The sequence below is a fragment of the Streptococcus infantis genome (assembly GCF_047465185.1).
GTDB classification, from domain to species: Bacteria; Bacillota; Bacilli; order Lactobacillales; family Streptococcaceae; genus Streptococcus; species Streptococcus infantis_O.
Window position 1 is genome coordinate 407,283 of the sequence record NZ_JASHAJ010000002.1, and the last position, 24,848, is coordinate 432,130.

Annotated in this window: 22 protein-coding genes and 1 tRNA gene; 4 read left to right on the plus strand and 19 right to left on the minus strand. The window is 39.9% G+C overall.

All coding sequences use genetic code 11. From position 1 onward, the window contains the following. Positions 1-29: 29 nt before the first annotated feature. Positions 30-5,246: an SIALI-17 repeat-containing surface protein gene (locus QM382_RS05505; protein ID WP_414272709.1), complete on the plus strand. Its 5,217-nt coding sequence runs from the start codon at positions 30-32 to the stop codon at positions 5,244-5,246. A gap of 242 nt (positions 5,247-5,488) precedes the next feature. Here the strand turns inward: QM382_RS05505 and QM382_RS05510 are convergent, their stop codons facing one another. The 6 genes from QM382_RS05510 to QM382_RS05535 all read right to left on the minus strand — a co-directional run bounded on the left by QM382_RS05510 (position 5,489) and on the right by QM382_RS05535 (position 12,324). Beyond that, a complete protein-coding gene (locus QM382_RS05510) occupies positions 5,489-5,689 on the minus strand; it encodes a mechanosensitive ion channel protein MscL (RefSeq protein WP_414272710.1) in 201 nt (66 codons plus the stop codon). Positions 5,690-5,843: 154 nt separating this feature from the next. After that, on the minus strand, positions 5,844-6,770 hold the full coding sequence (locus QM382_RS05515) for an ATP-binding cassette domain-containing protein (protein ID WP_414254286.1): 927 nt from the start codon (positions 6,768-6,770) through the stop codon (positions 5,844-5,846). 10 nt (positions 6,771-6,780) lie between these two features. Beyond that, a complete protein-coding gene (locus QM382_RS05520) occupies positions 6,781-7,848 on the minus strand; it encodes an ABC transporter ATP-binding protein (RefSeq protein WP_414272711.1) in 1,068 nt (355 codons plus the stop codon). A gap of 8 nt (positions 7,849-7,856) precedes the next feature. After that, positions 7,857-8,783, minus strand: a complete 927-nt coding sequence (gene oppC / locus QM382_RS05525) for an oligopeptide ABC transporter permease OppC (RefSeq protein ID WP_195183711.1) — start codon at positions 8,781-8,783, stop codon at positions 7,857-7,859. Then, positions 8,783-10,279, minus strand: coding sequence for an ABC transporter permease (locus tag QM382_RS05530; protein WP_414272712.1), 1,497 nt, complete (start codon positions 10,277-10,279; stop codon positions 8,783-8,785). Before QM382_RS05530 ends, oppC begins: the two co-directional genes overlap by 1 nt. A gap of 65 nt (positions 10,280-10,344) precedes the next feature. Then, positions 10,345-12,324 (minus strand): peptide ABC transporter substrate-binding protein, encoded by a 1,980-nt coding sequence (locus QM382_RS05535; protein WP_195183713.1) that lies wholly within the window; start codon positions 12,322-12,324, stop codon positions 10,345-10,347. A 179-nt stretch (positions 12,325-12,503) separates the two neighbouring features. Here QM382_RS05535 and QM382_RS05540 point away from each other — a divergent pair. Further along, a tRNA-Cys gene (locus QM382_RS05540) sits at positions 12,504-12,574 on the plus strand. An 86-nt stretch (positions 12,575-12,660) separates the two neighbouring features. Here QM382_RS05540 and QM382_RS05545 read toward each other — a convergent pair. The 11 genes from QM382_RS05545 to QM382_RS05595 all read right to left on the minus strand — a co-directional run bounded on the left by QM382_RS05545 (position 12,661) and on the right by QM382_RS05595 (position 21,586). Then, on the minus strand, positions 12,661-13,992 hold the full coding sequence (locus QM382_RS05545; protein ID WP_414272713.1) for a hemolysin family protein: 1,332 nt from the start codon (positions 13,990-13,992) through the stop codon (positions 12,661-12,663). 118 nt (positions 13,993-14,110) lie between these two features. Next, positions 14,111-14,938 (minus strand): DNA/RNA non-specific endonuclease, encoded by an 828-nt coding sequence (locus QM382_RS05550; protein WP_070677015.1) that lies wholly within the window; start codon positions 14,936-14,938, stop codon positions 14,111-14,113. Between the two features lie 203 nt (positions 14,939-15,141). Beyond that, complete coding sequence (locus tag QM382_RS05555; protein ID WP_195183716.1) at positions 15,142-15,330, minus strand: DNA-directed RNA polymerase subunit beta; 189 nt, start codon at positions 15,328-15,330, stop codon at positions 15,142-15,144. Then, the gene (gene murA, locus QM382_RS05560; RefSeq protein ID WP_414272714.1) at positions 15,323-16,609 is read right to left on the minus strand and encodes a UDP-N-acetylglucosamine 1-carboxyvinyltransferase; all 1,287 of its coding nucleotides are present in this window, start codon (positions 16,607-16,609) and stop codon (positions 15,323-15,325) included. Before murA ends, QM382_RS05555 begins: the two co-directional genes overlap by 8 nt. Before the next feature lie 24 nt (positions 16,610-16,633). Beyond that, positions 16,634-16,864: a DUF1146 family protein gene (locus QM382_RS05565; RefSeq protein ID WP_033587493.1), complete on the minus strand. Its 231-nt coding sequence runs from the start codon at positions 16,862-16,864 to the stop codon at positions 16,634-16,636. Positions 16,865-16,921: 57 nt separating this feature from the next. Then, positions 16,922-17,959 (minus strand): SepM family pheromone-processing serine protease, encoded by a 1,038-nt coding sequence (locus tag QM382_RS05570; RefSeq protein WP_414272715.1) that lies wholly within the window; start codon positions 17,957-17,959, stop codon positions 16,922-16,924. Then, the gene (coaD, locus tag QM382_RS05575) at positions 17,943-18,431 is read right to left on the minus strand and encodes a pantetheine-phosphate adenylyltransferase (protein WP_004251661.1); all 489 of its coding nucleotides are present in this window, start codon (positions 18,429-18,431) and stop codon (positions 17,943-17,945) included. The genes QM382_RS05570 and coaD overlap by 17 nt, the downstream gene beginning before the upstream one ends. Then, positions 18,421-18,960: a 16S rRNA (guanine(966)-N(2))-methyltransferase RsmD gene (gene rsmD, locus QM382_RS05580; RefSeq protein ID WP_049494510.1), complete on the minus strand. Its 540-nt coding sequence runs from the start codon at positions 18,958-18,960 to the stop codon at positions 18,421-18,423. The genes coaD and rsmD overlap by 11 nt, the downstream gene beginning before the upstream one ends. A 59-nt stretch (positions 18,961-19,019) precedes the next feature. Next, positions 19,020-20,012: an aspartate--ammonia ligase gene (asnA, locus tag QM382_RS05585; RefSeq protein WP_414272716.1), complete on the minus strand. Its 993-nt coding sequence runs from the start codon at positions 20,010-20,012 to the stop codon at positions 19,020-19,022. A 95-nt stretch (positions 20,013-20,107) separates the two neighbouring features. After that, a complete protein-coding gene (locus tag QM382_RS05590; protein WP_195183719.1) occupies positions 20,108-20,791 on the minus strand; it encodes a Bax inhibitor-1/YccA family protein in 684 nt (227 codons plus the stop codon). Positions 20,792-20,845: 54 nt separating this feature from the next. Then, entirely contained in the window at positions 20,846-21,586 is a 741-nt protein-coding gene (locus QM382_RS05595; protein ID WP_414272717.1) for a TrmH family RNA methyltransferase, read from the minus strand. Positions 21,587-21,619: 33 nt separating this feature from the next. On the opposite strand from QM382_RS05595, the gene QM382_RS05600 reads away from it, so the two are divergent. Further along, the gene (locus tag QM382_RS05600) at positions 21,620-21,898 is read left to right on the plus strand and encodes an acylphosphatase (RefSeq protein WP_001174501.1); all 279 of its coding nucleotides are present in this window, start codon (positions 21,620-21,622) and stop codon (positions 21,896-21,898) included. A gap of 77 nt (positions 21,899-21,975) precedes the next feature. Continuing rightward, positions 21,976-22,902 carry a membrane protein insertase YidC gene (yidC, locus tag QM382_RS05605; RefSeq protein WP_016466860.1) on the plus strand — a complete coding sequence of 309 codons (927 nt, stop codon included), beginning with the start codon at positions 21,976-21,978 and terminating at the stop codon, positions 22,900-22,902. A 138-nt stretch (positions 22,903-23,040) separates the two neighbouring features. Here the strand turns inward: yidC and QM382_RS05610 are convergent, their stop codons facing one another. Together QM382_RS05610 and QM382_RS05615 are read right to left on the minus strand one after the other, a co-directional pair. Beyond that, complete coding sequence (locus QM382_RS05610) at positions 23,041-24,132, minus strand: sensor histidine kinase (protein WP_414272718.1); 1,092 nt, start codon at positions 24,130-24,132, stop codon at positions 23,041-23,043. Then, on the minus strand, positions 24,102-24,788 hold the full coding sequence (locus QM382_RS05615; protein WP_016466862.1) for a response regulator transcription factor: 687 nt from the start codon (positions 24,786-24,788) through the stop codon (positions 24,102-24,104). Before QM382_RS05615 ends, QM382_RS05610 begins: the two co-directional genes overlap by 31 nt. Positions 24,789-24,848: the final 60 nt, after the last annotated feature.

The window sequence follows — 24,848 nt, forward strand, 5'->3', positions numbered from 1 at the left end:
GCGCTTACAGATTTGAGAAAGGAGTTTTTATGGAGAAGAGCTATTTGGAAAAATCCTGTAAGTATAGCATCCGAAAATTGACCGTTGGAACTGCTTCTGTTCTACTGGGAGCTGTTTTTCTAGCAACACAGAATGTAGCTGCCGATGGCATCGAAGTGAAAGAAAATCAAGCAAGTGTCAGTGAGACTACGGTTCAAGTGAATACAAAAGTAGAGGAAACTACTCAAGAGGATAAGGAAAATCAACCAAGCACAGAAAATCAAACTTCTACTGAATTAGCTGACAAAGAGGTAAAACCTGAAAAGGAAACACCTCAAATACATCATCAATCAGGGACTAACGCTGTAGTTGAACCTTCTGAAAACAAGGAGAGTGAAAAACCAGAACTTCCTATGACTAAGCAAGAAAACTATCAACTTCATTACGACCAACCAACTGCTCCTTCTTATGACGGCTGGGAAAAACAAGCCCTGCCAGTCGGAAATGGAGAAATGGGGGCAAAAGTTTTTGGGCTCATCGGTGAAGAAAGAATCCAATACAATGAAAAAACTCTCTGGTCTGGTGGACCGCAACCGGATAGCACCGACTACAATGGAGGGAACTATCAAGACCGCTATAAGGTCTTAGCAGAAATTCGTAAGGCATTAGAAGAAGGAAACCGCCAAAAAGCAAAACAATTAGCGGAGCGCAACCTAGTCGGACCAAACAATTCTCAGTATGGCCGTTACTTATCTTTTGGTGATATCTTTATGGTCTTTAACAACCAAAAGAAAGGCTTGGAGAATGTTACCGACTATCATCGTGGCTTAGATATTTCTGAGGCCATCTCGACCACTTCTTATACCCAAGACGGTACAAACTTTAAGCGTGAAACCTTCTCTAGCTATCCTGACGATGTTACTGTGACCCACTTGAGTAAAAAAGGGGATAAAACCCTTGATTTTACACTCTGGAATAGCTTAACTGAAGATTTGATTGCGAATGGCGACTACTCCTGGGAATATTCGAATTATAAACAAGGAGCAGTTACGACTGATTCTAATGGTATTTTGCTCAAAGGAACTGTCAAAGACAATGGTCTGAAATTTGCTTCCTATCTTGGAATCAAGACTGACGGACAGGTCACTGCACAAGATGGCTATTTGACTGTCACCGGAGCCAGCTATGCGACCCTTTTACTCAGTGCCAAGACTAATTTTGCTCAAAATCCAAAAACCAATTATCGTAAAGACATTGATCTAGAAAAAACGGTCAAAAATATCGTAGAGACTGCAAAGGCCAAGGGCTACGAAAAACTCAAGGAAGATCATGTCAAAGACTATCAAAGTCTCTTCAATCGTGTTCAACTAAATCTTGGTGGCAACAAGTCTAGCCAAACTACAAAAGAAGCTCTGCATACCTACAACCCAGAAAAAGGGCAAAAACTAGAAGAACTCTTCTTCCAATACGGACGTTATCTACTCATTAGTTCTTCTCGTGACCGGACAGATGCCCTTCCTGCCAACTTGCAAGGAGTCTGGAATGCTGTAGACAATCCACCTTGGAACTCAGATTACCACCTCAATGTCAACCTTCAGATGAACTACTGGCCTGCCTACATGAACAATCTTGCAGAAACTGCTAGGCCAATGGTCAATTATATTGATGACATGCGCTACTATGGTCGTATCGCTGCTAAAGAATATGCAGGTATCGAATCCAAAGAAGGCCAAGAAAACGGTTGGTTGGTTCATACTCAGGCAACACCATTTGGCTGGACAACTCCAGGTTGGAATTATTACTGGGGTTGGTCTCCTGCTGCCAATGCTTGGATGATGCAGAACGTCTATGACTACTACAAATTCACCAAGGATGAAACTTATCTCAAAGAAAAGATTTATCCAATGCTCAAGGAAACAGCCAAGTTCTGGAATTCCTTCTTGCACTACGACAAATCTAGTGACCGTTGGGTTTCTTCTCCATCCTACTCACCAGAGCATGGAACTATCACGATTGGGAATACCTTTGACCAATCTCTAGTTTGGCAGTTATTCCACGACTATATGGAGGCAGCCAATCATCTCAATGTCGACCAAGATTTGGTGACAGAAGTGAAGGCTAAATTTGATAAGCTCAAACCACTTCATATCAACCAAGATGGCCGAATCAAGGAATGGTATGAAGAAGACAGTCCTCAATTCACTAATGAAGGAATTGAAAACCATCACCGCCACGTTTCTCATCTGGTTGGGCTCTTCCCAGGAACCTTATTTGGCAAAGATCAGCCTGAATATCTGGAAGCAGCACGCGCAACCCTAAACCATCGTGGAGATGGTGGTACCGGTTGGTCTAAGGCTAATAAAATCAACCTCTGGGCTCGTCTCCTAGATGGAAATCGTGCCCATCGTTTGCTGGCAGAACAACTCAGATCCTCAACTCTAGAAAACCTCTGGGATACGCACGCGCCTTTCCAAATCGATGGAAACTTTGGTGCAACCAGTGGGATGGCAGAAATGCTTCTCCAATCCCACACAGGCTACATTGCCCCATTACCAGCCCTTCCAGATGCATGGAAAGATGGGCAAGTTTCAGGTTTAGTCGCTCGTGGTAACTTTGAAGTCAGCATGAAATGGAAAGAAAAGAATCTTGAAATGCTATCCTTCCTTTCTAATGTGGGTGGAGACTTAGTCGTAGACTATCCAAATATCGAAGCTAGCATTGTCAAGGTAAACGGTAAGGAAGTACAAGCTACCCGCATCAAAGACAACCGTATTCAACTCACGACACAAAAGGGCGATGTCATTACCTTTGAAAACTTCCCTGGTCGTATTACTCGTCTGACTGCCCAACGAAAAGATACAACGACTGCAGAACTTAATTTCAATGCTGTTGAAGGGGCGACTCATTATGTCATCCATCGGGAAAGTAGGGATGAAAACAGTCAAACTTCTACTGTCCGTGAGTTTACAACCAACCAAACTCGCTTTATCGACCGTTCTATTGATTCAAGCCATGCCTATACTTATACCGTTAAGGCTATGCTAGGAGACCGTTCAACACCTGTTTCTGATGTTGCTTCAATTTCCGCCTTTAGTGAGCTCATGGACGATCGTGACTCTCGCATTCAGTATGGCGCTGCCTTTGGAGACTGGTCTGACTCAGAACTCTTTGGCGGAACAGAAAAATACGCCGATATCTCAAATGGGAATTATTCCGATAAAGATGCAACAGCAACCATTCCTTTCAATGGACCTGGTATTGAAATCTACGGACTCAAATCTTCTCAATTAGGACTTGCTGAGGTTACAATCGATGGCAAATCTGTTGGAGAGCTTGATTTCTATACAGCTGGTGCTACTGAAAAGGGCGTCCTAATCGGTCGTTATACAAATCTATCTTCAGGCCCTCACCTCATGACTATCACTGTTAAGCGTGAACATAAGGGACGTGGAAGTGAACGCTCAAAAATTTCCTTAGATTACTTCAAGGTCTTCCCAGGACAAGGAGAAACAATAGAGAAAATAGATGATCGTGATTCTCGTATCCAGTACGGCTCAGCATTTAAAGACTGGACTGATGCGGAACTCTATGCTTCTACAGAGAAATATGCAGATATTAATGCAGATGAGAGTCTCGCTTCTGAAGCAACTGCAAGAATTCCATTCTCCGGTACAGGTATCCGTATCTATGGACTGAAAACATCTGCCCTTGGCAAGGCACTTGTGACACTCGATGGAAAAGAAATGCCAAGCCTTGACTTTTACACTGCCGGAGCTACCGAAAAAGGAGCATTGATTGGAGAATTCACTAATTTAGCAGATGGTGACCATGTCCTAACCTTGAAAGTGGACCCAGATTCTCCTGAAGGTCGAAAGAAAATCTCTCTTGATTCATTTGATATTCTAAAAGCTCCATCAGTATCACTAGATACACCAATCCTCGAACCAATTAAGGCAGAAGATAAAACAGTTACCCTTACTTTACCAACTGGTAATTGGGATGCTGTAGCTGTGACATTCCCTGGTGTCAAAGACCCTCTCTTACTTAGAAAAGTCAATGACGATCATCTTGTCAATTCTGGTGAGCAAACTGTCCTAACCATCAAGGATAAGAAGGTGCAAATCGACATCCCTGAAACTACGGACGGCAAAGCTGGCAATGCAATAGAAGCTTATGCTATCCTAGGAGAAACAAGAAGCAGTACGATTGTAACTGTCTTTCCAAAGGGTGAAAATACACCTGCGGAAGAAAAAGTCGTTACAAGTAAGGGTGACGAGCCCGCTCCAGTAGTGACCATCCCTGAATATACTGACCCAATTGGAACTGCAGGGGAACAGGAAGCTCCTATCGTGGATGTCCCTGAATACACTGAGCCTATCGGGACTGCAGGGGAACAGGAAGCTCCTATCGTGGATATTCCTGAATACACTGAGCCTATCGGGACTGCAGGGGAACAGGAAGCTCCTATCGTGGATATTCCTGAATACACTGAGCCTATCGGGACTGCAGGGGAACAGGAAGCCCCTATCGTGAATATCCCTGAATACACTGGACCTATCGGGACTGCGAGCGACCAAGCGGCTCCTATTGTGGATGTCCCTGAGTACACTGGACCTATCGGTACTGCGAGCGACCAAGCAGCTCCTATTGTGGATGTCCCTGAGTACACTGGACCTATCGGAACCGCGAGCGATCAGGCGGCTCCAAGCATTTCGCTTCCTGAGTTTAAACTCAAAGCCTTAAAAGACCAGGTTACAGGAGTAAAAGTCATCAGCGGAGAAAATGAGTTAGCTGAAGCAAGCTATCTTGAAATCCAGAAAGTAGACAAGCAAGAACTCTTGGGCAAGAAATATGATGCCTTCGCGATTCAACTCAAGAATGAAAATGGTCAGCCTATCCAAGCAAAAGGTGCTGTCCTCGTTCGATTACCAATTTCTGGCCCAGTCCAAGAATTCTATCGCTTCAGTTCAGAAAAAGACTTGAAAGCACAAGATTTCACAATTCATGATGGCATGCTTGAGTTTCTCACCATTGATTTGACTACTTATGCTATCGTCTACAAGACTGAAACAGAAGTCCAACAACCAAGCTCAAGTCAAATCGAAGAAGCTAGTCCATTAGCAAATAAAAACCAGCTCAATGGTGAAAATTCTACAAATGACAAACAGCTTCCTGCCACAGGAGAAGAGTCTAGCCCTCTCCTCTTCATGGCAAGTCTCAGCTTAGCTTTAACTGCAGCCTTCTTGCTTAAAGGTAAAAAAGAGTGATCCCAATAAATCTATAAAGGTTTAGATAAATAGAAAAAGGATGAGTAAATTACTCATCCTTTTGATTTCTTTCAGAGTCTTTTAAAATAAACTAAAAAGCCAGTTATAAATCCAGTTAAAAATCGAATATAACAAATTCAAAAGGAGTTCATAAAAAAATAAACAAATGTGATACCAAATGAATTCTACAATCATAATCAGTGGCTTGACTAGGGTATAAAATAAAATATCCCAAATAAATTTCATTTTTTATCTTCCTTTCTAGGAAGTCCCGCAATCCAAGGCAGAGCAGATAGCATTTTATAAGCCGTAAGAAATTTAGCAATCTCTAAGGCTTTTGGCTCAGATTCCTTCTTCTCAGTCAGTACTTCCATTCCTTTTACCCAGAGGCATGTCCCAATAATTCTAGCCATTCCTGTAAAAAAATTTGGTTGGTTGTCCATGTGATTCTCCCTTGATTACTCCGACTATTACTATTCTATTTTTATTGTATTCAGTATATCAAATTCTTATAGATAATCAAGCTTTTATCTGTAAAATAAAAAAGTTTCATAATCTTACTAGAAAACTTCTAGCTAGATTATAAAACTTTAGTGATTATTTCATTTCTTTTTTATAGCGTTCCAATTCTGCTTGGTTAGCCCAAACGTAATGACCTGGACGAATTTCAACCATAGAAGGTTTATCAGTTTCGTAGTCATGTTGATTAGGATCATAGACTTTCAAAACTTTCTTACGTTCCAAGATTGGATCTGGAATCGGCACAGCTGATAAAAGTGCTTGTGTGTATGGATGAACTGGATTGTTAAACAATTCTTCAGTTTCAGCCACTTCAACAATGACACCCTTATAAATTACCGCAATACGATCAGAGATGAAACGAACTACTGACAAATCGTGGGCGATAAAGAGATAGGTTAAGCCTAATTCTTTTTGGAATTTCTTGAGCAAGTTCAAAACTTGGGCACGTACAGAAACGTCCAAGGCTGAAATTGGCTCATCTGCAATAACGAAGTCAGGTTGCATGACCAAGGCACGTGCAATCCCAATACGTTGACGTTGTCCACCTGAAAACTCGTGTGGGTAACGTGTCAAATGTTCAGCCAAAAGCCCTACTTCACGAATGATATTTTGAACTTTTTCTTTTCTTTCTTCTTCATCTTTAAATAAATGGTGGTTGTAAAGACCTTCAGAGATGATATAGTCTACTGTCGCACGTTCATTCAAACTTGCGGCTGGGTCTTGGAAAATCATTTGAATGCGACGGATCAATTCCTCTGCTTGTTCACGTGATTTTTTACCATTAATTTTTTTACCATCAAAGATGATATCTCCCTTGCTGGTATCGTTAAGACCGATAATAGCACGACCGATTGTTGTCTTACCACTACCAGATTCTCCAACGAGCGAGAAAGTTTCTCCTTTGTTGATAAAGAAGTTTGCATTTTTTACTGCTACAAACTTTTTGCTTCCTTCACCGAAGGAAATCTCTAAGTCTTTAACTTCTACTAATTTTTCAGACATTTCCTTCCTCCTAGTCCTCAAGATGAGCAAAGCCCATCTTTTCACGAATCTTATCGTGTAAGTCTGCAATCACTGCTGGTTTTGCAACTTTTGGAGCCTGTTCATGAAGCAACCATGTTTTCGCCCAATGAGTATCTGATACAGCAAACTGAGGTGCTTTTTCTTCGAAATCAATCTTCATCGCATAGTCTGAACGAAGAGCAAATGCATCTCCCTTCAATTCAGTATAAAGTGATGGAGGTGTACCCGGGATTGAATACAATTCTCCTTTATCGTCAGCCAACTGTGGCAAGCTTGACAAGAGGCTCCATGTATATGGATGACGTGGATCGTAGAAAATTTCTTCAACCGTACCATACTCAACAATTTCACCAGCATACATAACCGCAACTTTGTCAGCAATACTTGCTACCACACCAAGGTCGTGTGTGATAAAGATTGTTGTAAAGTGGTATTCCTGTTGAAGTGTCTTTAACAAGTCAATAATCTGAGCTTGAATAGTCACATCAAGGGCTGTTGTTGGTTCATCACAGATAAGAACATCTGGACGACAGGCAAGAGCAATTGCAATAACGATACGTTGACGCATCCCACCAGAATACTGGAATGGGTATTCATCAAAACGTCTCTCAGCATCAGGGATACCGACCTTATTCATATAGTCGATTGCCAATTCTTTTGCTTCTTGAGCTGATTTACCTTGGTGTTTTACAATAACTTCAGTGATTTGACTTCCGATTGTCTTGATTGGGTCAAGACTGGTCATCGGATCTTGGAAGATCGTTGCAATCTTGGCGCCTCGGATTTGTTCCCAATCTCTATTAGAAGAAAGTTCAGTCAAATCTTGATCACGATAAATAATACTACCTTTCGCAATACGTCCATTTTCTTCTAACATTCCTGTGAAGGTTTTTGTTAAAACTGATTTACCTGAACCTGACTCACCAACTAAAGCGAGAACTTCCCCCTCAATCAAATCGATGGAGACGCCTCGAATAGCTGTCAAAATTTTGTCACGAACATCAAATTCCACGACAATATCTTGAGCAGTCAAAATTACATTTTTTTCTTTTGTCATGTCTACTCCTATCTATGTGTACGTGGATCACTAGCATCCGCTAGGTTTTGACCAACTACGAAAAGTGACAAGGATACCAAGACCAAAGTTGTCAATGGAATCCAGAAGAGGTAAGCATTTGTTGTTACGTTCTGAGAATAATCTGAAATCAAACGTCCCAAACTTGGTACTGTGATTGGTAAGCCAAGTCCAAAGAATGATAGGAAGGCTTCATATGAGATAAATGCAGGAAGCATTTGTGACATAGTCGTAACAATAACAGATACCAATTGAGGCATGATGTTTTTAATGACGATTTTGTAAGTTGGTGTTCCGAGTGTACGTGAAGCAAGGTTGTACTCCAAATCACGGTAACGCATGATTTGGATACGAATCATATAAGCAATACCAATCCAAGTGGTTACACTCATGGCAAAGATCAAGTTCCAGAAACCTGCACCGATAGAGTAAGTCAAAACAATAACGATTAAAAGCGATGGGATGTTATTGATAACGTTATAAACTTCCATCATGATACGGTCAACTGATTTTGAAATACCCCAGATACCTCCGACAATAACACCGATAACAACGTTGATAAAGGTTGCAATTACTGAAATCAAGATAGAGTTACGGGCTCCAAACCAGACACCATCAAAGAGAGATTTCCCATTACTATCTGTACCAAACCAATGTTCACCATTTGGCTTAATGTAACGAGCACTAAAATCATTTACTTTACTTACGTCGTTAAAGTCAAAATCTGAAAACATTGGGTAGATGAAACTCATCAATACGATGGAAATCAAAATACCAAGCATGATGATTGTTGATTTTTTCTTCAAAAACTGTCTAAAAACAGATCCCCAGTATGAGTAGGCAGGAGCGTCAATTGCTTCAGAGGCAAAATCATCTCTTTTTACAAATTGAAATTTATCATTACTAATTGTAGACATTATTTGCCTCCTTTCTCTGTCAACTTAATACGAGGGTCAATCATAGTCATCCAAATATCTCCGATTAAGTAAGAGAAAATTGAGACACTTGTAAAGATGAAGACCAGACCAACAACCATGTTGTTATTTGACGCTTTTACAGAGTCAATCAACATTTTACCCATACCTGGGAAGGCGAAGACTGTTTCAGTAAGAGTTGCTCCACCGATAACACCAATAATAGAACCTGGAATACCAGAAACGAGTGGCACCATGGCATTTTTAAAGATGTGTTTATTAGAAATTTCTTTTTCAGAAAGACCTTTAGCTCGAGCAAAACGAACGAAGTCTTGTGATTGCAAGTCAATCATGTAACGACGAATCCAGATAGCTAGACCAGGTGCTCCAAGCAAACCAAGGATAACTGCAGGTAAAACATATGAACGCCAGTCTCCAGCACCCAAGATAGGGAATGAATCTGGGAATCCAATTGAAGAACCAATCAAACGAATGATGTATACAAGGGCAATCGTTGGAAGAGCAAGTAAGAAGGTCAAAGCTCCTGTAGAGAAACTATCAATCCATGTATTTTTGTAACGAGCCATTGCAGAACCAAGTGGAATTGCAATCGCGTATGAAATAGCAAGACCAATCAAACCTGTGATAGCAGAACTTGCAATCATTGATGGATACTGATAGTTACTTTCAGTAGCTGTGTATGGATCATCCTTACCGTAGTTAGCTACCTCACGTGCATCCGCCTGACTTGGTGATTTATAAGTTCTTGTGTAGATATTGACTGATGAAGTTTTCTTACCTGTTGGGAATTGAACTTCAGAAGTCTTGGTTTGTCCTTGTCCTTGTGTGATAACTTGAAGTACAGGAGTATTGGCATAAGTTGGGTAAGAATCTCCTAGGTTCAAGTTCACAAAGTTCTGATGAACAAATGGGAACTGACTGTTGAAGTACAAGAGGTATTTATGTTTAGTCCCTGAACCTACTAAAGACCATCCGATAGCTGGATCGTTTTCAAAACGCAAATAACGCTCTAAGTTAGGATTTTCTGGGTCTTGAATCTTGTTTGTATGGTCAATATCAAGCAAGTTTGCATAGAATTTGAACACACGCTCGAAAATAGGGATTTCACGAGTAGCATAGAATTGACCGCTCTCTGTAAACTCACCCAAAGTCCAACCGTTTCCAATTTGTTGGATGTATTTTTCGTAGATAGCTTTATTTGTATCGTTTGCATCAACGGTTACAGAAGGGTCAATGCTACTAGCTTTTTCCTGCAACTCTTTCGTATCGTAATATTCGATATAACCCATACGCTCAAAAACGGTATTTTCATAGTTATCACGTTTATCAGCTGTTGTTGCAATTTTATTGTAGTTAGTATCTTGTTTGAAGATCAACTTCCGTGGAACCATCGTATAGATGATTGTGTAAATCAAGGTCGTTACTAAAAAGATAGAAACTAACGACCGCAAGATACGCATAAAAACATATTTTTTCATATTTTTTCCTTTAAAATCCCAAAAGAACCTTCTCCTTTTGGAGAGAAAGTTCTGATGAGCATTATTTATTTCACGTGGCTCACTAATTCTTTTTGAGCTTTTTCGTTTGATTCAGCTTTTTCTTTGAGCCATTTTTCACGAGCTTCTTTGTACTCTTTAGCAGTTACAGTGTTCGCTTGCAATTGAAGATATTTGAAGTATACATCTGAACCTTTATCACCAGATTGAGTGTAAGATGCTGAGAATGGTACTACACGAGAAATAACAGGTGCTGCTCCTGTAGATGACATAGCTGGAAGGAAGAGTGAGCTATCTGTCAACCAAGCTTGAGCTGCTGCATATTTCTCATAACGTTTGTTAAGGTCACTTGTTTCACTAGCTGCATCATCAACTAATTTGTCATAGTCTTTCAAGCCAACTTGAGTGACCGCTGGGTTTGATGGATTATCATAGCCCATGTAGGACTTAGTTGTTTCACTATTAGTTGATTTCAAGATATCAAGGTAAGTCGATGGATCATCATAGTCTGGGTTCCATCCAACGGCACCTGAAAGGTCCCAATCTTCTGCTGCTGCACTAGCTGCGTAATATGTGACGTTTTGTAATTCATCTGTAGTGATTTGTTGGATATCGATGACTACATTATCTGTACCCAAAGCGTTCTCAACAGATTGTTTAAATGATTGGATACGAGCGATATAGTTTTTAGATGTTTGGTCTACTGGAATATCCAAGTGGATCGGGAATTTTACACCTTCTGCTTCGAGGTCTTTTTTAGCTTTAGCTAATTCTGCTTTCGCCTTGTCCGCATTGAAAAGTCCATCTTGACCATCCGCAAGGTTTACATCTTTCCATTCATCACCATAAGAAACGACCTTCTCAGTAACTAAGTCGCCAAATGTTTTATCACCTGCTGAAACGAAGTCTGGTTTTACAAAAAGGTTACGAACAGCAAGTGCTGCTCCATCTTTACCATTAACCTGAGCCGAATATGCAGTGCGATCAAATGCAAAGTTCAAAGCTTGACGGAAGTCTTTGTTAAGAAGGGCTTTCTTAGTAGATGTTTTTTCTTCGTCAGTTGTTTTTGATGTATATTTATAGCTTTGGCGGTCAATATTGACACCCAAACCAGCAATACCGGCTCCTTGTGGAGTATAGTAGATATTATCTTTATATGTTTCTGCTACCTTAGAATAGTTTGAGCTAGTAGGGTAGAGACGGGCATAGCTGTATGCACCACTTGTAAAGTTACGCTCGATTGATTCTTGGTCCGAACCATCATAATAAGCAAGCGTTACAGTATCGATGTGAACATTGTCTTTATCCCAATACTGTTCATTCTTCGCAAACTCGATAGAAGACTTCGCTGTCAATCCTTTAAGCAAGAAAGGACCATTGTAAAGCAATGATGTTGGGTCTGTTGCCTTACCAAAGTCTTTTCCTTTTGATTTTTCAAACTCTGCGTTCAAAGGCCAAAAAATTCCGTAAGACAGTTTAGAGTTCCAGTATGGTTCTGGTTGGTTCAATGTATATTGAAGAGTGTAATCATCAACTGCTTTAACACCTACTGCAGAGAAGTCTGTGTTGTTTCCTGACAAGTAGTCAGCCAATCCTTTAACAGAATTTTGTACTAGGTAAAGAGCGGCTGATTTATTGTCGGCTGCGTGTTTCAAACCTGTAACAAAGTCATTTGCAGTTACTTCTGCATATTCTTCACCATCAGATGTGAACCATTTTACACCTTTACGAATTTTATACGTGTATGTCAAACCATCTTGAGATACTGACCAATCTTCAGCGACTGCAGGAGTAAGGTTACCATACTTATCATTCGTAAAGAGTCCATCGATACCGTTTGAAGTGGCAACTTTTGTACTTTGTTTACCAGAGACTAGATAGTCCAATGTTTCTGGATCAGCAGTGTATACATAACCATAAGCTTTTGGCGCTTCAGTATTAGAAGTTTTTGAAGAACCGCAAGCTGCAAGAACGCCTGCAGCAAGTAGCGCAACACCCGCTACCGCAAAAATCCGATTTTTTTTCATGTTTATAAACTCCTCGTTTTAAATTGTGGATATTGAAGATTATACCACAGTTTTTTTAAAAAGTAAACGAATTTTCAGAATATTTTGTCGCATGTTTTTTTAAACATTTGAATCTTATGTTTTCAGAAAAGAAAACTATTGACGAGAAACAATTTTCAAGGTATAATAATAAAAGTTAAGGCGGTATAGCCAAGTGGTAAGGCACGGCTCTGCAAAAGCTTGATCGTCGGTTCAAATCCGTCTACCGCCTCTATAATAAAGAAAGACTCCTGATGGAGTCTTTTTGTTTTAATGCTTAAAAAAGCTTTATCAGTTTTCTCTGATAAAGCTTTTGTTTTATTCAGCTTCTTCTTCTGATTCAAGTTCTTGGATTTGAACCTTAAGCTTGGTTACACGTCCGTTTTTCACTTTGTCATTTGTCAGTGTGATATGCTTGTTGCCACTTTCCACCTCGTAACTAAGCTTCTCTGAGGTTGGAATAGTTCCCACACCAGTCAAATAATAACCCGCAATGGTATCTACATCATCACTTTCAAGCTCGACATCAAAATAATCATTGAAATCGTTCAAATTCATTGTCCCTTGGACAATATGAGTGTCCTCGCCGATAGTATGAACATATACTTCAGCACGGTCAGTTTCATCATCAATCTCACCAACAATCTCTTCAAGGAGATCCTCAAGTGTTACCAAACCAGCCATTCCTCCGTATTCATCAAGAAGAATAGCCATCTGTCTTTGTGAATTTCTCAATTCTTTTAACAGATCATCCACAAAAATAGTTTCAGGTACAAAGAGGGGTTCCTGTAATATCTTTCTCAACACGATATTGTCAAAACCATCAGTAAACCCTGCTTTTAGCAGACTCTTGGTATGAATCAAGCCAATCACGTTATCCTTGTCATTATCATAGACAGGAATGCGAGAAAAGTTTTGTTTTAAGATACTTTCGATAATCGTTTGAGTGTCATCTTGGATATCCACCATGAAGGCATCTGTTCGAGGAACCATGACTTCACGCGCCATAAGCTCATCTAGTGAGAAAATCCCCTGTAACATCTCGATTTCATCAGCATCCAAGGTTTCTTCGCTCTTAGTCAGCATGTACTCAATCTCATCACGAGTCATTTTTTCGTCTGCATCGTCAAATGTCATCGGTGTCAAACGACTCAAAAGATTGGTTGATGCGGAGAGCATCCAAACAAAGGGACTCACAATCTTACCGAGAGCGATAATAAATGGTACTGTTCGGATGGCCAAGGCATCTTTTAAATTTAGAGCAATGCGTTTAGGATAAAGTTCACCAAAAACGATAGAAATATAGGTCAAAAAAGCAAGTGATAAGAAAGAAGCCACTGCATGCGCAGTCTCGCTATTTCCTATCCAAGACGCAATCAATTCTCCAAGAGAATCTGCTAACCTAGCCCCTGACAAGATTGTAATTAAAGTAATACCAACTTGAATGGTTGATAAAAAATGATTGGGGTTTTCAAGTACCTTTAGTAAACGGATATAGCCTCTATCTCCCTCTTCAGCTTTTTGCTCAACACGTGAACGACTAAGTGAAACCAGGGCCATCTCTGTTGCAGAGAAAAAGGCATTTAAAAAGGTCAAAACAACTAATAATACAAATTGCAGTAACAAATCCTGACTGCTCGGGTCTTCCATTTTCCTTCTCCTAAAAAGTATAATTGTGACTATTATACCATATTTTTCAACTTCTACACATTAAATTGTGATTTCTATAGTAAATCCCCTACCGAAACAATAAGGGACCGACTATCTATTAGTTCTTTGTAACAGTTACTTTTCCTGTTCGGTAATCTAACTGAATTCCCTTTTGAACGTTAGGAACTACGACGTTAAACTCCAATTCACCATCAGATGATTTGGCTTCAATCTGAGATGCAGAAGGAACCAAATCTTCTTCTGTAGCGTAGAGCAATGTGACACGGTAACGCACGCGCTTATTTTGATCCAAGGCTTTTCGAACTAAACTTTCATAGTAGTTTTGTCCCGTGGAATCTTCTGCGCGTGCTTGGTTAGCCCAGGCTGTTTGTACAGCGATATTTTTGGGATTGCTAGTAGAAGCGTCAAAACCATCTAAACCACCAATCAAGGCATAGCCTAACAAATGTCCTCTATCTACAGCGTGATTGTAGGTTCCTTTTAAGTTTTTGACCTGATGCCACCCTGCTGGGGTCCAAGAAGTTGAACCATTACCGGTTTCTTCACGGTCTTTGTACTGTCTTGTTGCTTTTGACATAAGGGCATTAGCCACAGTTGGAACCGTCTCCCCACCTACAGTTTTTGTCTTGTTATCAGCATAAGGTTTACTTGAAACTTTTGCATCCAGATTAGTCTTATTCCCATTGACAATAAAGGCACCTGCTCCATTCCACTCAAGAGTCCCCTTTATTTGTTTTTTAACCGAGTCTGTCAATACACTCTCAGCCAATTCTTGACTTGGAGTATCAAGCGACCCTGACTTCTGCTGTACCTGTGTTCGTGGTGTGGCATTCGAAGCCTGCATTTCTTTTATGTAGTAACTTCCTGCCGATAAAAGTAGGAAAATCAGAAGACCTATGAGGGCCTGTCTGGTTTTTTTATTCATGTTTTCTCCTTCATTTCACTTCCTAGAAAAGAAGCTGGGACAAAAGTCCTAGCCTCTCAATTGTCTTTGGATTGTCGATCAAGACGCAGTGGCTGAGTGGACTCTACTACGCTGATTTCATCAGCTTTTACATCCCTACTCAACTGTGCGGAGGTGGGACAACGAAATCGAATTCTAACGAATTACCGATTTCTGTCCCACTCTCATTTTCCTGTAAATTTCGCAATTAACTCATGCCATTTTTCTGGTGCTAAAATTGCCCATGGATCTTGACTCTTGCCTAAGATACCGTAGCCAATCATCAAGCCAATTCCAAGTGCTAAGACCCCTAGAAGTAGGACAATTATAACTAGTAGGAATCTACGTAATACATAAGATCCTTGTTTATTCATCTTCATCAGCTTCCACACTTACCCGTTCAATATTAGCTCCTAACTGAGCTAATTTTTCATGGAAACGATAATAGCCTCTATCCAAATGGACAAGTTTTCCAACAACTGTCTCACCCTCGGCCACTAAACCTGTCAATATCAAGGCTGCACTTGCTCGAAGGTCTGTAGACAACACTTCTGCCCCTTGGAGAGGTTGACCTCCGACAATACGAGCTGTATCACGGATAATCTCAGAATGCAAGCCCATACGACGCATTTCTTCTAGATGTTGGAAACGATTCTCAAAGACTGTCTCAATCATAGTCGATTCTCCTTGAGCAACCGTCATAAGAGCAGTAAACTGCGCCTGCATGTCCGTAGGAAACCCTGGATGCGGAAGTGTCTTAACATGAACTGCTTTTAGTTTGTCTCGTTGAGAACGGATACGGATACCTTCATCCTCATCAATGACTTCAACACCCATTTCCTGTAATTTCGCTATCAATGGTCGATTGTGTTCCCAGATAGCATCTTGAATTAGGACATCTCCACCTGTCATTGCAGCGGCAACCATGAAAGTCCCTGCTTCAATACGGTCTTGTACAACGTTATGTGTTGCACCATGCAATTTTTCAACACCAGTGATGGTGATGCTTTCTGTTCCTGCACCTTTGACTTTAGCTCCCATCTTATTTAAAAGAACAGCTAAGTCTACAATTTCAGGTTCACGTGCTGCATTTTCAATAACAGTGACTCCATCAGCAAGCGTCGCAGCCATCATTAAGTTTTGGGTTGCTCCAACACTTGGAAAGTCCATATAGATGTGAGCTCCGTGCAAACGGTCCGCCTTAGCTTCGATATAACCTGCCGTTTGAGTAATCTGAGCTCCCATTGCCTCCAAACCTTTAAGGTGAAGGTCAATCGGACGACTACCAATTGTACAGCCACCTGGCATCGAAACTTTAGCGTGACCAACTCTAGCTAGGATTGGACCCAAGACTACAATTGAAGCACGCATCTTGCTGACATACTTATAAGGTGCTTCTTCTGTGATGTCATCTGTTGCATCTACTTCAATAATATGTGCTTCTTGATCAAAGTCTACTTTGGCATTTAAACCACGAACGACCTGGTTCATGGTAAAAACATCTGATAAGATAGGAACATTTTTTAAAACTGTTTTTCCTTCGCTTGCTAAAATCGTCGCCGCAAGTAGGGGTAAAACTGCATTTTTTGCACCCTCGATAGTGACACTTCCGACAAGGCGATTATCGCCACCTCGAACTACAATTTTTTCCATAACTATTTTCCTTTACTTTCGAGTTTAGAATAATGTCCGTACTGCTTCTTGCCATAATTGGTAGAGATTTAGGAAAAAAGAGCTAATCAGATATCCTAAACCGATACTACACAATACGACCAAAAGTCGTACCTTCCTCGCATTGTCCTTAGTCACCTTCAAAATTTGATCCCATTTGACCAAATCTTTCAAGAGTTGAAAAACCAGGTAGACAAAAAACATATGACTACTGAGGGTAAAAAACAATTGAATCATCTGCCTATTATACCATCTTCTCTTTTTCTACGCTAGTCTATGGACTCACACCGTATTTTAGGGGTTGTTTTTCAAGTAGTCAATTGCATCTTGAAGCGTTTTAACTGGAACAATCTTCATGTCCGTTTTAATCATTTCAGCAGCTTCTACAGCCGTGTCATAATTACTTTTAGCATTGGGATTGGCCTTTTTAGCTTCTTCCGTTACTGGATTGTTAGGAGCAAAGAATACAGTCGCTCCCTTTTTTGCTGCAGCAACAACTTTTTTGTCAATCCCACCAATATCGCCAACATTCCCATCTCTGTCGATACTTCCTGTACCAGCAATGATACGGCCATTTCGAAGAGTTGGATCTGCAATTTGCGTATAGATGGATAAACTAAACATCATTCCTGCACTCGGACCACCAATGCCAGCCGTTGAAAACTTGATTGGCACATCACTTGATACTTCTGTGCGGTCAATCAAACCAATTCCGATACCATTTTTCCCATTTTCAAGAGTAATGATTTTCCCTTCAGCCGTTTTAACTTTCCCATCCTCTTGGTAAGTAACCTTAACCTTGTCACCTAGAGTTTGAGAGTTGACGTAGTCGACCATCTCCTTAGAACTCTCAAAAGTCTTATCATTTACAGCCGTCACGGTGTCAGCGATATTGAGAATTCCCTTGAAAGTCGAGTTATCCGTCACAGTCAAAACATATACCCCTAGGTATTTGAGCTCTATTTCCTTACCAGCAGATTTCAGACCTTGATATTTGGCCATGTTTTGCGAAGTTTCCATGTAAAACTGGTTGATTCGCATAAATTCCGCATCTGACGAACCACCAGTCATCTCTTTGGCACTATGTATGTCCGTAAAAGGTGTTAGCCAAGCATAAACCAAGTCAACCAGTCTAGCGTGCTTAACTCCAACTGTTACAAATTGGTAGGAACCTTCTTCTTGGTCAGATTGGTTATTGACTTGTAAAACCTTTCGAATATCTTCTGAAGTCCCTGGCACCTCAATGTAATAAGGAAGTGGTACCGTAAAAGCTATAAAAGTGATAATGAGCCCGATGATTAAATATATGGGCCATCTAGTTTTTTTCTTCATTCTTTAACTCCTCTAAGACAGCATTTGGTACATACTTGCTAATATCTTGACCAAACTTCAATAGTTCTCTCACAGCTGAAGAGCTGATGTAAACATGCTCTGGGCGACTATGGAGATAGACTGTCTCAATCTCTCCTGCTAATTGATGGTTGTAAAAATCAAAACTGGCTTCATACTGAAGATCCGCAGCGTTACGCAAACCACGAACAAGAACATGGACACCCAGTTTTCTAGCAACATCAACGACTAATTCATCATGAGAGGCAATGACTTGGACATTTTTAAGGTGTCCCACCGCTTTTTCAACCGTCTCTAGCCGACTTTCTATCGGTAAAAATCCATTTTTGTGTGGATTATAAAAAATTCCCACATACAATCTATCAAAGAGCTTACTTGCGCGTTCAATAAGGTCCAAATGACCATTGGTAATTGGATCAAACGAACCTGTAAATAGCCCAATTTTATCTGACATAAACCGTCACCTTACTAATCCCATATATTTTTTCCTTCCAGATGCCTAAACAGGCGATTTCTTCTGGAAGCTCTACTGATTTATCGGTCTCGCAGACCACCATGACATCTTCTGAAAAAAGATTTCTCTCAGCCATTTTTTCAATGTCGGATACGATCTGTTCCTTTGCATAGGGAGGGTCCAAAAAGATGAGATCAAAGACACCATCCACTTGCTCCAATGCGCGACTGGATTCCATTTTCAATAATTGAAATTTAGAGGTTTCCTTGGTCATCTGAATGTTTTCTGCCACAATATTCTGTGCTCGGCGATCCTTCTCAACTAGGACAGCGCTGGACATCCCTCTTGAAACTGCTTCAATGGATAAGCCCCCACTACCAGCATAGAGATCTAGCACACGCCCTCCTTCAAAGTAAGGGCCAATCATATTGAAAATAGCCCCTCGGACCTTGTCCGATGTCGGCCTCGTTGTTTTCCCGTCCAAGGTCTTTAAAGGACGTCCTCCGTAGATTCCTGATACGATTTTCATAAGGTATATTATACCAAATTCTGATGAAATAAGAAAATCGAACCTCTCGGTTCGATTGATTAAAGAATATTCTCGTAAGTATCTCTAACTTCTTGTGGCCAAACACTGGTTTGAACTTCACCGATGTGCTTCTTACGAAGTAAGAACATGGCCATACGAGACTGTCCAATTCCTCCACCAATTGTCAATGGGAAGAGTCCATTCAAGAGAGCCTTATGCCATTCAAGAGATAAGCGGTCTTCATCTCCTGTAATAGCTATCTGTCGACGAAGAGTGTCTTCATCGACACGAATCCCCATTGAAGACAACTCAAAGGCTGCACCCAAATTATCATTCCAAACAAGGATATCTCCATTTAGGCCCTTGTAGCCATTTTCAGATTCTGTTGTCCAGTCATCATAGTCCGGTGCACGTCCGTCATGAGGTTTCCCATCTGACAATACACCACCGATACCAATCAAGAAGACTGCACCGAATTCCTTACAGATAGCATTTTCACGTTCTTTTGGAGTTAAGTCTGGGTAGCGTTCTACCAATTCTTCAGTATGGATAAAGGTTATTTGCTTGGGCAAGATTGACTCAATATCATAGCGGGCTTCAACTGCCAACTCTGTTAAACGAATGGCCTTATAAATCTTTTCAACGGTTTCCTTGAGGTAGGCTAGATTACGGTGCCCGTTAGGAATTACCTTTTCCCAGTCCCACTGGTCAACATAAACTGAGTGAGTCGCATCTAGTGAGTCTTCGTCTGGACGAAGGGCCTTCATGTGAACAAAGAGGCCTTCTCCCTCACCAAAACCAAAACGAGCCAAGGTATGGCGTTTCCACTTAGCAAGTGAATGCACCACTTCATAGGTTTCATTAGGAATCTGCAAAACCTTAACTGAAACTGGATTTTCAATACCTGAAAGGTTGTCCTGCATCCCGTCTCCAACCTTACTTAAGATTGGTCCTTGCACTTCTACTACTTCTAACTTATCTTTTAAATATTGGGTAAAGGTATTTTTCACAAAGGAAATCTCTTCTTGCTGATGGATAAAACTTTTCTTCATACGTTCCTCCTTTTGAATAATAAAAAGATTATACCCTTTTGTTAGTAAAAATGAAAGTAAAAATTAAAAAAGAGCTCATTTGAGCTCTAAAAGTATTAATCGTCACGTCCAAAGATTCGTAGGAAGCTAAGGAAGAGGTTGATAAAGTCGAGGTAGAGGCTAAGTGCTAAAGAAATTGCCCAACCTGTAGCGACCTGACCATCTGACTCTTCGTAAACATAACGAATTTTTTGATTATCCCAAGCAATGAGACCTGCAAAAACAAGCACCATAACAATACTAATAATGTAATCCATTAGGTCACTATTTAAGAAGATATTGACAACCATAGCGAGTATCAAACCAAATAGGGCTGCAATCAAAGCACGACCGATCCCACTCAAATCTTTTTTGATGACTACTCCTACGATAGCCATCACGAAGAAGAGGGCTGCACTGGAGATAAAGGCTGTCAAAACTGTCCCGGGAAGATAGAGCGACACAATGAAGCTTAGTGAAAAACCATTGACCGCTGAATAGAGCAGGAATATTGGAAAGGTTGCTGGACTATTCTTTACCGCTAAACCACTCGCAAAAATCACTAGAGCTACTTCTACAATTCCTGTGACAATTAACCATATGCGGGCGTTAAGCATTAACTGAACAAGAAGATCTTGGAAGGTTGTTAACATCAAGGCTGAAACAACTGCAGATAAGGCAATCCCAATCCCTACAAAAGCATAAACTTTTGCATAAAATTGATTCAAACCAGAACGTTCTTGAATAATTGTTTGATTCATATCTTTTTTCTCCTTATGAAATCTTTTTACTGATTATAACAAAAATAAATTGATTTAACTCAAATAAAACATGAGTATGCCTGCCGCAATGGCAACATTGAGACTTTCCGCCTGCCCTTTCATGCTGATGTGAACCAGTTGGTCTGCCTGATCTGTCATGAATGGACTAATGCCCTGCCCTTCATTTCCCATAACCAAAGCAAAATTCTCTAGTCGAGCAAGCTCACGATAATCTCTAGAATTTTGGGATAAGGTAGTGGCTAGAATTGGCAAATGACTCTTTTTCGCCTCTTCTACAAATGTTTCAACAGGCATCCGATAAATTGGTACATGAAAATGACTGCCCTGCATGGAACGAAGTGTTTTGAGACTATAGATATCAGCCGACTTGCTTGAAACGATGACTCCAGAAAAACCTGCCGCATCTGCCGTCCGAATCATGGTCCCCACATTTCCAGGATCCTGCACATCTTCTAAGAAAAGATATTTACTTGAGGTCAAATCCGGCAACTGCTCCTCTTCCTTTTGAACAATGGCAACAATGCCCTGAGGTGTTTGGGAATCTGCTAAATCAAATAAGATTTCCTCTGTCACAAAGACAGTCTGAGGATAATCTACGAGTTTATCTCCATACTCTACTAGAGCAAATATTTTCTCTATCTTTGCACCAGCCTGAATAGCTTCTTCGAACAAATGCCATCCTTCAATTAAATAAGAAGATTTTCGATATTTTTTTTGATGCAATTTCTTGGCATTTTTTACCACAGAATTCGCTTTAGAGGTTATAATAGTCATAGGAGTATTATAACACAATCAAGGAGGTTTAGTATGCAAAAGGTCAAAATGATCGCACAGGGACGCGTCCAAGGCGTTGGTTTCCGCTGGGGTGTTTATACCCTTGCGCTCGAACTAGGCGGAATCACCGGCCGGGTCTGGAACAACGATGACGGAACCGTCGAAATTCTTGCCCAAGCAGAATCTTCTGCTATCATGGCTAAGTTCATCCAAGAGATCCGAAAAGGACCAACTCCTTTCTCAAAAGTGACCTATCTCGACGTCCAATTGAGCAACTTTCCTTCCTATTCCGACTTCAAAGTCGCAAATTAGGTCTCTAGAACTATTGTATATTTTCAAAAAAAACAGTAGAATAGAAAGGTATAATTTTTAAAGAAGGAATAAAAACAGTGAAATCAATTAAACGAATCGGCCTCTCAATCATGGGAGTGGCTATGCTATTAGCATTGACAGGTTGTGTCCAGGTTGATAAAGCAACAGGTCAGCCAACCGGATTTATCTGGAATACCATCGGAGCGCCTATGGCAGAGGCTATCAAATACTTTGCCAATGACCAAGGTCTCGGTTTCGGTGTTGGTATTATCATCGTAACTATTATCGTCCGCTTGATTATCCTTCCACTTGGTATCTACCAATCATGGAAGGCTACCCTTCACTCTGAGAAGATGAACGCCCTCAAGCATGTCCTTGAGCCACATCAGACTCGTCTGAAAGAAGCAACGACTCAAGAAGAAAAACTAGAAGCCCAACAAGCTCTCTTTGCTGCTCAAAAAGAGCATGGTATTAGTATGTTTGGTGGTGTAGGATGTTTCCCTATCCTCATTCAAATGCCTTTCTTCTCTGCTATCTACTTTGCTGCTCAACACACAGAAGGTGTTTCTGAAGCTAGCTTCTTAGGTATTGCACTGGGTTCTCCAAGTTGGATTCTCATTGCCTGCGCAGGTGTTCTCTACTACATCCAATCACTCCTTTCTCTACACGGAGTTGAAGACGAGACTCAAAGAGAACAACTCAAGAAAATGATTTACATGAGTCCGTTGATGATTGTCATGTTCTCAATCTTCTCCCCAGCCAGTGTCACACTTTACTGGGTTGTCGGTGGTTTCATGATGATCCTTCAACAATTCATCGTCAACTACATCATTCGTCCAAAACTTCGCAAAAAAGTACGCGAAGAATTTGCAAAGAACCCACCAAAAGCAAGCAAAACTTCAGGCGCTCGCAAGGATGTGACTCCTGAATCAGCAGCAGTAATCTCAACTTCTAACAAGAAGAAAAACAAAAAACGCAATGCTGGTAAACAACATTCAAGATAAAGCTACGTGTATTATCAAATAATTAAAAAACGAATGAAGATAAATGGTTTTCATTAACTGCTTATCTTCACTCGTTTTTATTATCTACTTTCACATCTTAATTTATTTAAATCCTATGGCAACAAATTAGTAAGTCAATTACTTTGATTTAATACAATTGAGACTCATTATAACTTCTGCTCCCTCGTCTCTATTTTTCAGTTCTACTTGTCCTTTATGCAGTTTTGCAACTCTACATACAAAACTAAGTCCAATACCATAATGTTGCTCTTTAACCGATCTAGCTTTATCCATACGATAAAAGAGCTTCCCAAAATTATTTAAAACTTCTTCTGGAAATTCAGAGCCATTATTCCATATACCTATTTTCAATTCCTTCCCCTCTTGCTCTACTCTAATTTTAATTTTAGGATTCTGTTTATCTGCATACTCCAAAGCATTTGTTAAAATATTTTGTATTGCACGAATCAGAAGAGATGGATTTATATAATAGCTTTCAGTTCCATTCAAATTTTGTTCAAAAGAAAACTTCATCTGATTTTTTATCAAAAAAGAGATTTCATTCTTTAATTCATCGATAAAATCTGAAGAGGAATACTCCGTCCAGTCTGCCTCATCATCATAGTAAGTTTTAGAATAATGAATCAACTGATTAAAATAATCTAGTAAGCGTTGACTAGCACGAACGATATCTGCTAAACATTCTTTAGACTGCTCATCTTTAGTGGAAGTGTGCAAAAACTCTGCATTCCCTTTGATGATAGTTAGAGGTGTCTTTAAATCATGAGAAGCTGCTGAAACCTGAAACATCAAATCTTCTTTCTGTTGCTTCTCATCATCTAATAGCTGTCGAATACGATCTTGCATCACAATAATTCGATTTCCTGTCTCACGAAATTCCTTAACTGTTAATCTTTCTGTACATTCGCTTTCTAGCCACATACTATTTTCATAAATCAAATTCATTTCATAACTTAGTTTTTTCAACAATTTGCCAATGTGATAACTTATTAGAATAATCAATAAAACACAAATATATATCCATGATGACACATTGAAAAAAATTGATTGAACATCATTATTTTCAAGAGGCTTCCCATCCTCCATTATTTGTATGGATACAGAAGCTAAGGGAATAAGATAAGCTAATAACAAACCAAGACCAAACTGCCAAATAATTCTCCAACAAGTTTCTAGAATTAATTGTCTAAAACTTTTGATTCTACCCATTGATATCCTCCACCGTACAAGGTTTTAATTGGATTTAACTGATATGGTTTCAGCTTTTGACGAATTTGATAAATGTACTCTGAAACCGAACGTAAAAGAGCTTCTGAATTTTGTGGATATAGATAATTATATATTTCCTCAATTGAGTATATTTTATTTGGGTGACTTGCTAGAAGGCTGACAATATCAAATTCCCTACTTGTCAATGGAACCTTATTATTCTTTATAAATAGTTCCTTACTATCAGTATATAGTACAAGCTTCCCACTTTTTATCTGATGCACAGTTCCTTTAGTCCGTTCTTCACGACGTAGGTGCATTTTTACACGCGCTAAAAGCTCCTGCATACTAAAAGGTTTCATAATATAATCATCAGCGCCTGCATTGATTCCAACCACCAAATCTTCATCCATATCCTTAGCAGTTATAAAACAGATAGGAACAGTTATCTGATTGCGAATCATCTGACAAATTTCTAAACCACTAACAGGCATCATAATATCTAATAAAATCAAGTCAAATCCTGTAAAATCACAAAGATCAATCTCTTCTATGTTATTTCGTATGACTACTTCATACTTTTCATATTCTAGTACCTTTTTTATTAGACGAAGAATATCAAGATCATCATCTACCACTAAAATTTTATAAGCCATAACTCACGCTCCTAAATTATATTATATCATTAACTGAGAAAAAGACAGGATAACCCCTGT